The 17,423-nt window shown below is 30.0% G+C and carries 11 protein-coding genes; 9 read left to right on the plus strand and 2 right to left on the minus strand.

Translation table 11 applies throughout. The features are described from left to right. Positions 1-2: 2 nt before the first annotated feature. Complete coding sequence (locus AC2GW8_RS08095) at positions 3-989, minus strand: S66 peptidase family protein (protein WP_440879367.1); 987 nt, start codon at positions 987-989, stop codon at positions 3-5. Further along, positions 989-1,426, minus strand: coding sequence for a GNAT family N-acetyltransferase (locus AC2GW8_RS08100; RefSeq protein WP_440879368.1), 438 nt, complete (start codon positions 1,424-1,426; stop codon positions 989-991). The genes AC2GW8_RS08095 and AC2GW8_RS08100 overlap by 1 nt, the downstream gene beginning before the upstream one ends. A 145-nt stretch (positions 1,427-1,571) precedes the next feature. Here AC2GW8_RS08100 and metG point away from each other — a divergent pair, with 145 nt between their 5' ends. The 9 genes from metG (at position 1,572) to AC2GW8_RS08145 (ending at position 17,394) form a co-directional block, all read left to right on the plus strand. Continuing rightward, the gene (gene metG / locus AC2GW8_RS08105) at positions 1,572-3,635 is read left to right on the plus strand and encodes a methionine--tRNA ligase (RefSeq protein ID WP_440879369.1); all 2,064 of its coding nucleotides are present in this window, start codon (positions 1,572-1,574) and stop codon (positions 3,633-3,635) included. Beyond that, positions 3,629-4,531 (plus strand): histone deacetylase family protein, encoded by a 903-nt coding sequence (locus tag AC2GW8_RS08110; RefSeq protein ID WP_440879370.1) that lies wholly within the window; start codon positions 3,629-3,631, stop codon positions 4,529-4,531. Before metG ends, AC2GW8_RS08110 begins: the two co-directional genes overlap by 7 nt. A gap of 253 nt (positions 4,532-4,784) precedes the next feature. Continuing rightward, positions 4,785-7,865: a SusC/RagA family TonB-linked outer membrane protein gene (locus tag AC2GW8_RS08115; RefSeq protein ID WP_440879371.1), complete on the plus strand. Its 3,081-nt coding sequence runs from the start codon at positions 4,785-4,787 to the stop codon at positions 7,863-7,865. Positions 7,866-7,871: 6 nt separating this feature from the next. Further along, positions 7,872-9,257 (plus strand): RagB/SusD family nutrient uptake outer membrane protein, encoded by a 1,386-nt coding sequence (locus AC2GW8_RS08120; protein WP_440879372.1) that lies wholly within the window; start codon positions 7,872-7,874, stop codon positions 9,255-9,257. A gap of 12 nt (positions 9,258-9,269) precedes the next feature. Beyond that, positions 9,270-10,514, plus strand: a complete 1,245-nt coding sequence (locus AC2GW8_RS08125) for a DUF4929/DUF8472 family protein (protein WP_440879373.1) — start codon at positions 9,270-9,272, stop codon at positions 10,512-10,514. A 23-nt stretch (positions 10,515-10,537) separates the two neighbouring features. Continuing rightward, positions 10,538-13,327, plus strand: a complete 2,790-nt coding sequence (locus AC2GW8_RS08130; protein ID WP_440879374.1) for a M16 family metallopeptidase — start codon at positions 10,538-10,540, stop codon at positions 13,325-13,327. A 525-nt stretch (positions 13,328-13,852) separates the two neighbouring features. Next, positions 13,853-14,734 (plus strand): DUF2911 domain-containing protein, encoded by an 882-nt coding sequence (locus AC2GW8_RS08135; RefSeq protein ID WP_440879375.1) that lies wholly within the window; start codon positions 13,853-13,855, stop codon positions 14,732-14,734. A 19-nt stretch (positions 14,735-14,753) separates the two neighbouring features. Continuing rightward, positions 14,754-15,629 (plus strand): DUF2911 domain-containing protein, encoded by an 876-nt coding sequence (locus AC2GW8_RS08140; RefSeq protein ID WP_440879376.1) that lies wholly within the window; start codon positions 14,754-14,756, stop codon positions 15,627-15,629. Positions 15,630-15,945: 316 nt separating this feature from the next. Further along, positions 15,946-17,394, plus strand: a complete 1,449-nt coding sequence (locus AC2GW8_RS08145) for a hypothetical protein (RefSeq protein ID WP_440879377.1) — start codon at positions 15,946-15,948, stop codon at positions 17,392-17,394. Positions 17,395-17,423 lie beyond the last annotated feature (29 nt).

The raw sequence follows: 17,423 nt of genomic DNA on the forward strand, positions 1-17,423 counted from the left end.
ATTTACTCAAATGATAATGTAGAAGTGTTATTTTTTCTTATATGAAGCTTAACTAATCTCCCCATTATCAATGCTCTATTATCCTTTTCATGCCCAGCGGGAAAATTAAAAAGAATAGGAATTTCTTTTGGGATAATTCGTAAAATCAATTCCTCTATTGAGCATCCCCAAGATGTTGTATTCTTTTTAATCTTAGTCATATCTCCTACTACCACTGCTTTTACTTTTGTAAAATATCCTGCTCTTTTCAAACTCTGTAACATCCTATCAATAGAATACTTATACTCCCCTATTTCTTCTATAAACAACACCTTTTCTCTTGTAGAGATTTGACTGTTTGAGCCAAGCATTGAAGCTAATATTGCTATATTACCTCCAACCAATTCACCATATATATTTCCTTCTCTATTATACTTCGAAGACGGTATCTTGTAACTCAACTTTTCTCCGAAAAGCGCCTTTTTAAATGTTGTAATTGTATGAAGTATTTCTTCTGGTTTGTCTTGCATACTTGTTCCCATCATAGCATGCAACGTTTCCACTCCTAGATTGTGAATATGATTATGAAAAGCTGTAATGTCAGAATAACCTATAATCCATTTTGGTTTTTCTTTAAATTTTGAAAAATCCAATAAGTCTAAAATTCGAACAGAACCATAACCACCTCTAGCACTCCAAACAGCTTTTATATTCGGATTATCCAAAGCTTCCTGAAAATCTTGACATCGTTCTTCATCGGTTCCTGCGAAATGATGATTCTGATTAAACATATTTTTTCCATATACTACTTTTAACCCCCAACTCTCAGCTAACTTTTTCGCTTTATCAATTACATGCTTTCTGTTCTTAAGAATTCCTGCTGGTGCCACTATTGCAATCGTATCTCCTTTCTGTAAGGTTGGAGGTGTAATTAATTTTTTAGCTTCCGCTTGACTGTAAACCATGATATTTATACCTATTAAGAATAAAGTGATTATTTTCTTTCTCATTATGACATATGTTTAGACAATAATAGTACTTTTTTTGTGTAACCAGCATTTTTATTACACCATACATTTTTATCAAAAATCTCCTTTAGAAGCAAAGCTTTCGGTATGTTAAATCCAAATTCATTATGAAGCCCTTCAAGGTTTTCGAAAGGTAAACACCAAATATTTTTATGTGTCCAATCAATCTCATCACATAAAAACGAAACTATTACTATTCCCATTCCTCTGTATTGATCATCAACAAAAATTCCGTCTAGCTCACAATTCTCTTCATCTAGTTTAAAGAAGCGGCCTAAACCAAATTTTTGATTATTAAATTCAGCAACTACAATAAATTCATTCGAAAACTCAGATTTTTTAAACCCTATTTTCTCGTAACATGAATTTAACCATATTACTTCATCCTCTTTGGTTTTTCTTACTCTAATATCGCTCATTATTATATAGAATCGACATCCATCGTTTTATTAATCAGATTGAAGTAATTATAAATTCTTAGCTTCAAGTAAATGTATCTAATTTTGAGCAGTCTAAAAAATAGCTTTTTTGTATTTTTACCCTTTAATTTTTAGCGTAACATTCATGAACAAACCAAAAAGATATACAATAACAGCAGCATTACCTTATACAAATGGTCCCATTCATATTGGACATTTAGCAGGTGTTTATGTACCAGCAGATATTTATGCACGTTTTTTACGAGGTACTGGTAAAGATGTAGCTTATATATGTGGCTCAGATGAACATGGGGTGGCAATTCCTATGCGCGCTAAAAAAGAAGGAGTTTCACCACAAGATATTATCGATAAATACCATAGTATTATTAAAAATTCTTTTGTTGACTTCGGAATTTCTTTTGATAATTACTCTCGTACTTCTGCTGAAGTTCATCATAAAACAGCGTCAGACTTTTTCCAGAAATTATATAGAGATGGAGAATTTATTGAAGAGGTAACCGAACAATTATACGATAAAGAAGCGAATCAATATTTAGCAGATAGATTTGTTATTGGTACTTGCCCGAAATGTGGTAATGAAGAAAGTTATGGAGATCAATGTGAAAAGTGTGGTACTAGCCATAATGCTACAGACTTGATAAATCCGAGATCAGCCATTACCGGAAACGTTCCAACATTAAAAGAAACAAAACACTGGTTTTTACCTTTAGATAAACATGAAGACTTTTTAAGAGAATGGATTTTAGAAGGTCATAAAAACGACTGGAAACCAAATGTGCTTGGACAAGTAAAATCATGGATTGATGACGGTTTGCGCCCACGTGCCGTAACCCGTGATTTAGATTGGGGAATTCCTGTTCCTGTTGAGGGGGCTGATGGAAAAGTATTATATGTTTGGTTTGATGCTCCTATTGGATATATTTCTTCTACGAAAGAATGGGCAGAAAGAGAAGGTAAAAATTGGGAAGATTATTGGAAGAAAAATGATACCAAATTAGTACACTTTATTGGTAAAGATAACATAGTATTCCACTGTATTATTTTCCCTGCAATGTTAAAAGCACATGGGAATTATATTTTACCGGAAAATGTACCAGCCAATGAGTTCTTAAACTTAGAAGGAAATAAATTATCTACTTCTAAAAATTGGGCTGTTTGGTTACATGAATATTTAGAAGAGTTCCCTGGGCAACAAGATGTATTACGTTATACATTAACGGCGAATGCCCCTGAAAACAAAGACAACGATTTTACTTGGAAAGATTTTCAAGCTAAGAATAATAATGAGTTAGTTGCTGTATTTGGTAACTTTATTAACCGTGTAGTTGTATTAACTAACAAATACTATAACGGACAGGTACCACCTGCTGGGAATTTTTCTGAAGCTGATACAGATGTTTTAGAGCAGTTAAAACAATTCCCTGATATAATTGCCAAATCTATTGAACGTTATCGTTTCAGAGAAGCATCTCAGGAAATGATGAATTTGGCGAGACTAGGCAATAAATATTTAGCGGACGAAGAGCCTTGGAAAGTTATTAAGGAAGATGAAGAACGAGTAAAAACAATCATGTATGTAGCACTGCAAATCGCTACTGGTTTAGCTGTTCTTTGTGAGCCATTTTTACCATTTACTTCGTCGAAGTTAAAAAACATTTTAAATATAAATACCCCTGAAGCTGACAACAAGTGGACTGACATTTCTGAGAAGGAAGTACTTTTAGATCCAAGCCATCAAATAAATAAAGGGGAGCTATTATTTACTAAAATTGAAGATAAAACAATTCAAATTCAGCTAGATAAGCTAAAAACAACAAAAAAAGCAAACGAAATGGCTAACAAAGAAGTAGAACCTCAAAAAGAAACTATTCAATTTGATGATTTTACCAAAATGGACATTCGTGTAGGTACTATTATTGAGGCCGAAAAGGTGGCTAAAACTAAAAAACTTTTAAAACTTACCGTTGATGTAGGTATCGATACTCGTACCATCGTATCAGGTATTGCTGAAAGTTTTAAACCTGAAGACATTGTAGGACAACAAGTTACCGTTCTTTGCAATTTAGCACCAAGAAAGTTACGCGGTGTTGAAAGCCAAGGAATGATTTTAATGACCGACACTCTTGAGGGAAAATTAGCATTTATGGAACCAAAAGAAAAGGTTATCAACGGATCTCAAGTGTGTTAAAAATAGCGTATCATAAAATATACAATCATCCGTTACCTGACAACCACAGGTTTCCGATGATGAAATATGATTTATTGCCTCAACAATTACTTCATGAAGGAACTTGTGTTGAGGCAAATTTCTTTACCCCAGAAATCCCAAATAACAAGCACTTTTTTACCGTTCATACCCCTGAATATTTCTTTGATTTATTAAATATTACACTATCAAAAAAGGAAGAACGCAAAATTGGTTTTCCACTTACAGAGCAACTTATAACTCGAGAAATGATTATTGCAGATGGTACTATGAAAGCCACTCATTATGCTTTGGAAAATGGGATAGCCATGAATATTGCAGGAGGAACGCATCATGCTTTTTCTGACAAAGGTGAAGGTTTCTGCTTATTGAACGATCAAGCAGTCGCCGCAAAGTATTTACAGAGACAAAAATTAGCTAACAAAGTTCTAATTGTTGATTTAGATGTACATCAAGGTAATGGTACCGCCGAAATTTTCAGTAATGACAACTCAGTATTCACCTTTTCCATGCATGGAAAAACAAATTACCCCTTCAAAAAAGAAAAATCAGACTTAGATATTTCTCTAGAGAATAACACTTCTGATGATGAATACATTTTTTTATTAAAAAAAGTACTTCCACAACTTATTAAAAATGAAAAACCTGATTTTATTTTTTATTTATCTGGAGTAGATATCTTAAAAAGTGATTCGTTAGGTAAGTTGGACATCTCTCCAGAAGGCTGTAAAGAAAGAGACATATTTGTTTTACAAACGTGTTATCAAAATAAAATACCTGTAGTCTGCTCTATGGGGGGTGGCTATTCTAAAGACTTAAAAATTATTATTGAAGCACATGCTAATACTTTTAGAGCAGCACAAGATATTTATTTTTAAATCTTCCTCAATTCTTTTACCAAGTAGCCAAAAACCAAAACATCTCTTTCAAGCTTTTATTTTATAAGTTTTCATTAACTTATTAGATAAAATTTTCAGTGTAAATCCATGGATTAATCCCTTTACTCACTCGTTTTGGTAAAAATTATTAAACAACTTCTTTCCTAAAAAGTGTAAAACACTGACAACAACTACGATAATATAAAAAAAAATAATACATTTGCAAACTATTTATATTAAATCTAAATAAATATTGCGTAAAGTTATTTTAATTTCATTTTTACTTTTATCGGGTACACTAATACAATCTCAAAATATTTTAATCAAAGGTAAGGTATTAGACATGCGCACCAAGACACCTTTACCAGGTGTAAACATTTTTGATTTTAATAAAAAAACAGGAACATACTCCAATTTTAATGGAGATTTTAAGATTAAACTCAAACCAGGAGACTCTATAGTCTTTAGTGCCATAGGTTACAAAAAGCAAATAAAAAAAGTAGTAACACCTAATATTATAATATTCTTGAAAGAGTATTCAAACACGCTTGAAGAGGTTGTTCTTAGTCCTAAAACAAATATAAATGATACAGATATTCGAAAAGCAACTGGATCTATAAATACGCTTTCTACTAGAAAAATAAAAGACAGGCCTTCAGTTAATATTTTAGAATCACTACAAGGTCAGGTGGCAGGTTTAACTATTAAATCAGATGGTGAACTAGGTAAACCTTTAAAAATAAGAATAAGAGGAACTTCAACACTCCCTATCAAAAAACCATTTAACACCTTAAGTGATGACGAAAAACAAAATATTGATAATAAAGCCAATCAACCATTATTTGTTTTGGACGGGCAAATTATAACACCTGAAGCTTTTGCCACCCTTAACATAAATGATATTCAAGAGATAAAAGTACTTAAAGATGCCGCAGCTAATGCACTATATGGAATAAAAGCTGCTAATGGCGTTATTGAAATTTCGGGTAAACGAGGTGTTAATGGTAAAACACAATTTTCATTTTCATTACAACAAGGACTAACACTAAAAGGAGTTCCAAGTGTAAAAATGATGGAAACCGACGAAAAACTTGAATTTGAGAGAATTTCAAAAAATATAAACACCCCAGGATACAATCTATCAGAAGAATATTTCAGAAGATACTTCGGTAATGCTTCTAATTTAAATCAACTTATAATTGATGGAAAAAACAAATTAGATTCGATAAAAAAAATAAATACAAACTGGTTTAATAAGCTATCAAGAATAAATACCTACCAGTCCTATAATATCAGCTCAAGAGGAGGAGATGACAAAAAAAAATTCTACATATCTGGAAACTATACAAAACAAGGTGGAAAGTTTGACGGAAATAATATTGATCGATTTACCGGAAGACTTAATTATGAATATAGTCTCTCAAAAAAGACATCGATTATTTTTAATTCTGGTTTTGGAATTTCTGAAAATAACACGTCCAATTCATCAGACTACAATCCATCTCAACTTATTTATGAATTAAACCCTTATGAACGGATTGAAAAAGGAACATTAATTTCTTTTCCTAACCGAACATTTAAAGATCTAGTAAATCAATATAATAAAAAAACAAAAGAGAATCGATTTAATTTTTCAGGTAATATATCAGCTAAACTGTCCAGAAACTTAATTCTTAATTCAATTATTGGAGCAGATTTTTTATTTCAAAGATCACTTGCGATAGTTCCTAGAGATTCATACTCTGAAACAGTATCTGGTACGTCAATAATAGAACGTGGAAAAGCAACTAAAAATCAAAACACGAATATAAATTTTAGCGCTAATACACGTGTAAATTATAATAAAAACATAAATATGCACCATTTTTCTGCTAGTGCCAATATAGACTTTTATAAAAACAATGTTGATCTTATTGGCATTAAAGGTTATGGTTTACCTAGTAAACTAAATTCAGCTGCCGGTATTAACAATGATATATCAGGGGCAAGGCGTTCGATAACGTCTTCAAAAAATATATCTACCGCACAAATTGGATTTGGTTATTCTGGACTATACAATTATAATAATATTTACGAGGTTTACGGTAGCTACAAAACTGATGGATCTTCATTAATGCCAAAAGATAAACGTTGGAACACTTTTTGGGCAACAGGGTTTGGCTACACTATTAGTAATGAAAGATTTTTAAAAAATAACAAGTATCTAAGGTATTTAAAGTTAAGAACTACCTATGGTGTAACTGCTAGTTTAGCGGGAGTCGATGCTTCTTTAACTGTGCCTACTTTTGCGTACAATACCTCTAGTTACCAAGGAATACGAGAGTTTTATTTAAAAAACCTATTCAATACCGGTCTACGCCCCGAACAAAACACCTCTATAAATATAGGCCTAGATATAGGTATTGCTAATGGCTTCAATATTTCAATTGATGCGTATAAAAGAAGAACTAAAGATATGTTATTAACAGTTCCTATTGCTCCCTCAAACGGTTTTACAACTCAGTTAAAAAATGTAGGAATAATGGATAATAAAGGAATAGAACTTTCTGTTTATACAAGCATTTTTAATAATGATAACTTTACCTGGAGTACTTCTGCAAATTTATCCTACAATAAAAATATAGTAGTAGACTTATACGAAGGTTCCGAGTTAAGTTTAAGTAATGAATATTATCCTGACTATAAAGAGGGAGAATCTGCCGATATAATATATGGATTGATAAATCTAGGAGTTTATCCAGCCGACGGTATTACCAGATATCAAGCTGCTAACGGTTCCATTCTAAATGGTGCTCTCGATAGACCCAAGCCAGAAGACTTTATCGTTTTAGGAAATAGTACTCCTCCTTATAGCGGTGGTTGGTACCATAATTTCAATTATAAAAACTGGGAGTTATCAGTAGATCTATATTATAATTTTGGTGGAATTGCAAAATATACGAACAAATCTGTAATTGAAGATGAAGAGGACGTTATAAAAAATGCTGTGGCTGGACAATTAAAAAACACCTGGTTTAAACCGGGTGATGAGAATAAAATTTATCAAGGTCTAAATAGTGTATATGGTGATGTTTACCTCAATAACTCATTTGCATCAACCAGTACTGTTGGTCAAACTGATTTTATTAGGCTAAATAACATAATGCTACGATATCAATTTGATGATGAATTTTTAAAGATAATTTCAAACAATAACATTTCAAGTTCGCAACTCTATTTGCAATTAAAAAATATAGCTACCTGGTCTAGTTTTGGAGGTGGAGACCCTGAGTCTGCAAATTTGGAAGGTTCTTCTCAACCAATTATTACAATGGGCATTAACCTATCTTTTTAACAAAAAATGATTAAATTTATATACATAATTATTTTAGCTATCATCGTTTCCTGCTCTTTAGATATTCCTGTTGAGGACGAAATAACAGGGCTAGACGCTATCGATAATGCTGACATAGCGGATGAAACTTTATCAAGCGTTTACCTAAGCTACCCTAAGAACAAAATATTACTCTCAGTATTAACGGATGATCTCTATCCCAATCGTTATATTTCTACAAATAAGTCGACTTATGACTTTTATCAATGGCAAACCCAAGAAATAATATTATTTTCTAATTCGCTATGGACCGACTACTACAGAACGGTTAATAAAGCTAATATACTTTTAATAAGAATAAATGAAATTATATCAGAAGAACAAATAAACATCCAAAAATTAAAATACATCAAAGCGCAAACACTTTGTTTAAAAGCATTAGCTTACTTTGATTTGCTACAATTATACGCTTCAACATATTCAGAAACAACAAAAAATAATGCAGGTATTATTTTAAAAAACAATTTAACTGCTGAAGAATTACCAAGATCTGATATTGAAACTTGTTTTCATGAAATAGAACAAATATTATTAGAGGCTATAAATCTGTTTCAAGAAAATTCAAACAATACTACAAATACCATCTTCCGATTTTCTTTAAATAGCGCAAAAGCATTACTGGCAAAAATATATTTAAGCTGGAATAAATACGAAAAATCAATTGTTTTATGTAACGAGCTTATTTCCTCTACAATCCTAACAAAACAAGATCATGAGAAAGTATGGACCTCTCCTTTTGCCAATCAAGAAACTTTATTAGCTTTTGAAAATAATGTTTTTAATTATGGTAGTATTTTTGATAATTCTTCTCAACAATATATATTTTTCTGTAATACTTCATTAACATTTGACAACAATGATTACAGAAAAGATATCTGTTTTATACCCTCAGAATATATACAACTAAACAACAATAAGATATATGTAAATTACTTAGGAAAAGGGCAGACTGATTTATCAGGAAGATCAATAAACCCAATTATAGCCTTGAGAACTGCCGAATTATATTTTATCAAAGCAGAAGCACAGTACGAAACTTTTGATAAGGAAGCTGCAAAAAAAACAATTAACACTTTTCTATCAATGAGAAATTCTCAAGAAATTACCTCAACAGGAGAGTTATTTTTCAGAGATCTTTTGCATGAGAAACAAAAAGAATTTATTGGGGAAGGCTTACGATACTTTGATCTAAAACACTACAAATTAGATCTAAAAAAAATAAATTATAAAACAAACGCCTATATAAAAACAATTACTCCTGAAGATTATAGGTGGTTACTCCCCATACCATCTAGCGAAATCAAGAATAATAAGAATATAATACAAAACCCCTTTTGGGATACATTTATTTAAACACTGATCGAAATGAAAACAATTAAATCATTCTTTTTTTTACTCCTCTTCACTATTACAATAATTTCTTGTGAAGAAAATGAACCAGTTCAATTCACTAATCCGATAACAGTAAACTTATTAACTAATAAAGGATTACAAGTTACAGAGGGAGACTCAAAAGAATTTACACTTGATGTAATCTTAAGTAAGTCTTTTAACCAAGAAATTAAGCTCACTTTTGACTTGGAAAATACATCAAATTATCCAGATCTATTATCTATAGAAACTACTCCTGTAGTAATCTCGAAGAACGAGACAAAAGGTACTTTGAAAATTATTGCTAAATACAAGCCAAATATTGAAAACATTTTAACAGAAAACACAAATTTTAAAATTAATCTAATTTCCTATGAAGGCACTGAAAAAAATATTGTTTTAGAAGGATCTCAAACAATAATAGTTATGCCAGAAGAAAGTTTTACCCCATTAACTCAATCGCAAAAAACACTTATTGAGCACTATAAATCGCAAGGCATAGACCTCACTCCTTGGATTGGTAAAATTCCTGTAGAAGTGGAAGTAATAACAGCTGCAGGTGGCGGTTTTGCTCCCTTTGAAACTTCTGAAACCCTGTCTTATACGGGTACAACTTACATTACCTTAAGTGATAATGCTACTAGAGATAAGCCTTTATTAGTAATGACAAGAAATGCTTTCGGTTTAAATGAATATTTGCAATATGTATTTAGAAATGAAACTATTTTAAATACAGTGTATTGGAATAATGCAGGATCACCTTCATCATCTGCTGTTCTGGTAGCCATAGGTAATGATAGAGTAACTAAATGGAAAAATAAAGAGTATGATTTCAATGTTACTGTTGATGACCTTGAACTTAAAACAGACAACACCGTGACATTTATAAGAGAAGATGGTGCTTATGATTACTATTCTAATTTTTTACCTGGAGGAGAAAAATATAAAGTCTCTGCTGTAAACTTCAACTATGAGTTTGAACTATGGAACGAACTAGTCATACTGGCTAATGGTAATTCCGAGTTAACTGAACAGATACAACAAGGTGGCTCTCTTCATCCAAACAATTATATTACAGGTGGTTCTGTTTTATCTGATGAGTGGGAAGAAGGTAACTGGGTTGACCCGTCGGGGAATTATAATAGTTCAGATAAAAAAATGACCTTTGAATTTAATATTGACCACTCAAATTCAGGAGACTACGACATCATTAAAGTAAGTTTCACATCACCTAACTAACGACCAAAATAAAACTGACTTAAATGAGCATTTTTAAAATAAAAAAAACATCTGTATTTCTTATTGTAAGGATGCTCATTTGTTTTGTGTACTCGTTAACTTTTTCTCAAAATACAAAGCCAATAAAAAACAAACTAAGTAATGACTTCTCTTATTATATTCAAAAGAACAATTATCCTTCTCAGAAAGCACTTTTCTGCTTAGTTGTTAAAACAGGCTCCATTAATGAAAACAAAAATCAATTGGGGTATGCACACTTTTTAGAACACATGGCCTTTAAAGGAGGAAAACGTTTTAAAAACAAACAGTTTACAAAGTTCTTAGAAGAACAGGGTATGGAAATAGGCACTCATTTCAATGCCATTACAAACTACAACTATACCGTTTATAGAATATCTTTTCCTAAAAAAATAACATCCGAAATAGTAAGAAAAGTAATGGTTTTTTTCGCTGATATTTTAAATGGACTTCATTTAGATTGTCAACAAATAGAAACTGAAAAAAAAATAGTTCTAGAAGAAAAACGAACTACACCTTCACCCAGCAAGTACTATAATTTTAAGTTAGGAAATAGCCTTTATTTAAATAGATTGGCTATTGGTACCGATAATAGCATTAATAATATTACACAACAAAAACTAAATATATTTTACAAGCAATGGTATCAGCCTAAAAACTCAGCTGTCTTTATTGTTGGTGATATTGATTCAAAGAAAACTAAAAATATCATAAAAAATATTTTTACTCCTATTGAAAACAATACTTCGTTAAATAAAGAAACTGAAAACCAATTATATAATTTTATTAACACTAACTGTATGGTTAATAAAGTTACAGAGAAAACATTATCAAAAATATACCTGGACTGGGCTTTTAAACAGGTTCTTACATCTCCTAAACAAGAGCTCGTTAAAACAATAACGAAAAAACTGTTTAATAGAATTTTACAAAGAAGACTAGATAGCTTATTAGCTAACGATATAAAATATCCTTCAATAAAAAGCAATTACTTTCTTTCTGATGTTAGTTATTCGTCAATTTCTTTTGAGGTAAAGTCTTCTATTAAAAGAAGTATTGAAAAAATATTAGACGAGATTCAACGATTAAGATTACATCTAATTTCTGAAAAAGAATTACAATTCTATGTAAAACAAGAGCTTTACAAGTTAAATAAAAAAAGAAATCAAAAGAAAAGTTCGGAGCAAATTTTGAATGCTAATATAAATCAGTATCTAGGGCTAAAATTTAACATATCTGAAATTAAAGAAAAGAAATTAAAACAAGAGGCTTTAGAAGAAATTACCGTCGAAAACATACAAGAAGTCGCCAAGCAACTTCAAATGTCAAATAAATCACTTATTTTCATTGAACAGTCTAACGAAAACGATAGGTGTCTTTCATTACAAGAATTTAAAAACATAAAAGCAAGAGTTCGAAATAAAAATTTAAAAGCAATTGTTTTTGATGTTCCTGACAAGGCGGAAGAAAAAAATAATAATTCTTTTAAACTATTAACCCCAAATATAAAACCAAAACAACCTAGTCAAAAATCTTATTATCATGACTTAAATATTACTAAATTAGAATACAAAAACGGAATTGAAATATATTTAAAAGAAATAAGAGACAGCAGCAACGAAATAAAAATTTCAGGAATCTCAAAAGGAGGAACCTCATCGATCCCCGATAGTCTTTACTATCATTATGAATTTACTGTTCCATATATGGAACTCGGAGGGATTTCAAATTTGAATTCAAAACAACTTGAGGCTTATCATGAAGGCAAAAACTTTGGGGCTTCTTTTACTATATCAGAATTTGAACGAAATATATTTGGACACTCCACAACAAACGAAATCAATGAGTTTATGAAGTATTTATTCTTAAAAATGACAAAAGCTACTGCAGACACACTAGAATTCAACGCTGTGATAAAAGATGAAATACAAGCATTAAAAGAACAAAACAGGATACTTTTCAAACAAAACACATATAACAAAAAAGTAGCTGAACTAAAAAACTTATATTTTCCAAACCGCAATATTACTTACTCTACAAAACATTATGAAAATTTAGACATCTTCAGAATGCAGAAATTTTATGATCGTGCTTTTAATAATGCATACGACTGGAAATTTATTATAACAGGTGATTTTTCTACTAGTACGCTTATACCTATTCTAAACTTCTATCTAGGTAATTTGAATAAGAACTCTAAATTAAAAAATGTAAAATTATTCGATAAAAGTAAATTTTCAAATATTTTAAGAACCCCATCATCAAATAATAAAAAAACAGTAACAACAACTTTTCTATTATATAATTACTTTAAGCCTAATTTAAAGAATACAATTTTATATTATTTGACCGAAAAATATTTACGTAACAGAATACATAAAGTATTACGAGAAAAAAATGGTTTAGTATATACCCCTATTGTTACTGTCGAAAAAAGTAAAAGTTTAAAAAACTTTTCAATACTTGAGATTCAGTATCAAAACAAGGCTACAAATACAGAAAAAATTAAACAAATTGTTGTAAAATCAATAGAAGAAATATTGACTAAAAGGTTAACAGAAGAAGAACTCTTATGGTATAAAAAAAGTGCTTTAATAAACCATAATACTATTTTAAATAGTAAAGATAGTCATGACTGGAACACTTATATTCGTCAAAGCTTGTCTAATATCAATAATATTGAAGATCAACAAAACTTTAAACGCGAATTAGATAGCATTTCTTCTCGTGATGTCTATAGCTTTATTAACAAAATCATAAACTTCAAAGACATTAAAATTGTTCATGATAAATAAATTATATTTTATGATAAACTGGAATACTCACTGCCAAAAGAGTAAATACCTTTTAAATGTTTAACTCCGATCTAATCTACAGAAAAGTAAACTATTCTTTCTAAAAAATAAGACGTAAAAACTTCTATAGAGTTATATTCTTACGCCTTTGGAGTGCCAAAAGGCACTAGTTTAAAATCATTGAAACCAAACTAAAAAAGTACGTTAACACTCCTTGGTTTAATTGGCTTCAAAAAACGCAAAACACTGTTAAACAATAGTTAAACAATTAAATCCATCATCAACAGTTCAAAATAATATTTTACCTTCAGAACAAATTCTCCAATTGAAGTAAAAGTTTCCAATCATATTATAAAAAACAAATATCGTTGTTGTTTGTTTATAATTTATAAAATAGATCTAAGACCAGTTCAGATAAGAACAACTAACCTAGCAATTCATTAAATTTGAAAAATGATCTATAATAAATTAAATACTTAAACTTCAATTTTGATAATAAAAATCAATAACTAAAATAAATAAATTATGGATCGAATCTTATTAAATTCAACCGCGTTATTCTTATTTATAATTTTAAGTACTTTAAAATTACAAGCACAAGATCTACCTCCATTGAGTGGTTACTCTGAAATAAACGAGAAAATAGGATATACAGATATTAAAATTGAATATTCACGACCATCTGCTAGAGGTAGAAAAATATTTGGTGATCTAGTAAGCCTCGGAAGAATTTGGCGGGCTGGTGCTAACGAAGATACCAAAATTACGTTTAGTACAGATGTAGAAATTAACAACGAAACCCTAAAAGAAGGTAGTTATTCCATTTTTATAAAACCAAAAGAGAAATCTTGTGTATTTTATTTTTATCAAAAATCTACGACTGACTGGGGAGGAGTTCCTCCTAAAAACTCAAAAGAACAACATGCTTGGAATCCTGAAAAATTAAAATTAGAATTTGAAGTACCCATAAAACAAGTTGAGTATACAGAAACATTAACTTTTGGCATCCAAAATATTAGCCTAAGTAGAGGTGAATTATTTATGGCCTGGGAAGAAATAAAAGTAGCAGTACCGTTTACCACCAAATCAACTGGACAAGCAATCAAATCAATCGAAAAAAGACTACAAGAACCAACACCTTGGCAATACTATGATTACGCAAACTTTTATATGGGCAATTCTATCAAATTGAAAGAGGCTTTAAAATATATAAATATTGCTATTAATAAAGCTGAAAACAGTAGTTGGTGGTTTTTAAGATGTAAATCTCAAATTCTCGCAAAACTTAAAAGGTATGATGAAGCTATTGAAACAGCTAAGGAAGGCTTAAAGGAGGCTAAAAAAGAAAAATCAAATTTTTACACAACACAAAGTAATAATGATATCAAACGTTGGATTAATATTTAAAAGAATAAACATCAAAATTATGAAATCATTAGTTAATTTATTTATTACAAGCTTTATTTTTGTTCTCACAGCTTACAGTCAAGAAACAAACTTAACAGAAGTGTTGTTACCAGAGCGAAGTCCTAAATCATTAATAGAGCAATCCGTAGGACTCACAAAATTTAAAATAAGCTATAATCGGCCTAGTAAAAAAGGAAGAGTTATTTTTGGAAATCTGGTTCCGTTTGGAGACTTATGGCGAACTGGAGCGAATGCAAATACTACCATAACTGCAAGTACTCCATTTACCATAGCAAAAAAACAAATAAATGCTGGAACCTATGCTATTTTCACTATTCCTAATAAAGAGTATTGGGAAATAATTCTATACTCGGACCATAATGGTTGGGGTACCCCTGAAAAAATTGATGAATCAAAAATTGTTCTAAAAACTAAAATAAACACAAAACATCTTACCTCAGCTGTTGAATCATTTTCTATCAATTTCACAGACCTTAATTCAAATAAGGCAAACTTAAATTTAGAATGGGAAAACACACGAGTAACTATACCTATTTACTTAGATACTAAAAAATACGCTTTAAACAATATCAATTCATTTTTAAGTCCACACGAATTAAATTTTCGGAAAATGGCTAACTATTTAATATCCGAAGGAATCGAATTGGAAAAGTCTTTAGATATCTGTGATCAAATTATAGAAAAAAATAAAGGACAGTTATCAGGGGTATGGGGATATCACTTTAAAGCCCTAGCATACAAAAAATTAAATAAACCTAGAGATAGTAAATCACAGATTGAGCAAGGTATAAAGTATGTTAACTCCATAGAAAGCCTGAGCAATGAGTATAAGAAAGAGTTGATTAATATTTTAAAAGAAAATAAAATATTTTAGTTTTGATAAGCTTTTAAATTTAACCTCGCTTTGAAGCGAGGTTTTTAAATAGGCAGAATATTTTACTAAAAAAACATCACAAAATATTTTACCTGATATGAACAACCATCTAAAATAAATGGTGATCAGATATACGTTTTTTACATGAAGATTCAAAAGTGTTATTTGTGTTTACTGAAATAAAACATTCTCTTAGAAAACATCAAAAAAATCCTATAAAATGTAACAACAATTTTATCAAAACAAGAACGCACCTATCTATTAGTATTTTTATATTTTTGCGCCAAAAAAAATTGTTTTTATAGTTATAAAAATCATGCAAAAATCAAAATTACTATTCGCTCTAACTCTCCTCTATTGTTTAATTAGTGAAGCACAAACAGAAATTACCCAATTTAAAAATGATTTAAAAACAAGCTATTCTTTTGTTAAAAATATTATTCCAACTGTAAACAAAGACACTAATGAACTTGTTATTTTTATTATGGATCCCAAAAAAGTCTACACCTATAAATTAAATGAGAACTTTAAAGTTGTAGACAAAATTACTTCCGAGAATAAAAAAAGAAAATACAAAACAATTTTAGGTAGTACAATAAACAAGGATGATTGCATGCTTTTCCTTTCAAATAGCAATCAAGAAAAGTTTGCTTACGTCAACTTGTCTTTTCAGAATAAAACAACTATTTTTCAAGAATTCTCTCTTCACAAAGGGGATAACTTTGTACAATCTTTTTCTTATAAAAATCGATTTTACATGTTAGCAATAAATAAAGATTCAAAAGATATTTTACTCTACGAATTCAACTCAAAAAATAAAAAAATTGATAGAAATAAAATAGACGAAAAAAATAACTTTTTATTAACTAAAAATGATCAGGTTAAGAGAATTGCTGATGTAATAAATAAGTACGGGAGGAGGATACAAAAATTTGAAAAAGATACCCCTAACTCAATAGAATCAGCATCTAATTTGATAAAAATGTACTTGAAAAATAATGAAATTATATTATCCTTTGATGAAAGCTTGAAAGGCACTCAAGTAATTACAATAAATATTGATAAAAAAACTATCACGAAAAAAACATTCATGAATCCCTTATCAAAGATAAAATCTTTTCGAAAAAAAAGTAATTCCTTTATCTATGATGATATAATTGCACTAATCTCAGGAGATGCAAACATATTTAAAATGCATATCTTAAAATACTCCTCTGGTGAACTTATCCAAGAATATGCGATAAGTAAAGACGAAGAAATATCTTTCAAAAATACTCCAATAATACAAACGGGCGGAGAGTACGCTAAATTTCGAGAATTTGAAAAAACATCTAAATTTTTAAGAAAAATAAGTGCAAGCAATATGGGGGTCTCTATTATCAAAAATAATGATGATTATCAATTTACCATAGGAGGTTATGTAACACGTAATAGTCCTGGTGGTGCGATACCCATGATGGGGATGGGGGCTTTTGGAGGAATTCCCTTAGGAAGTGTTAGTAACGTTACGTTTTACTTTAACCCGACAATGTTTGCATATAATTCTTTTAACACTACTAAATCCACAAAAATAGAATGCTTATTTAATAAACATCTGGAACATATTGAAAAAGAGGAAAGACTTGAAACTATCTTTGATAAAATCAAAAAACATAAAGTATCAAACACAAGTCATGAAACATTATTTAAATATAAAAATTTCTTTATTCAGGGATACTACAGTAACTTAAATAAAAGTTACTATCTAATTAAATTTACTCAGTAAAAACAAAGTCTTATAAACTGATTCTAATT

The organism is Tenacibaculum profundi (genome assembly GCF_057162725.1).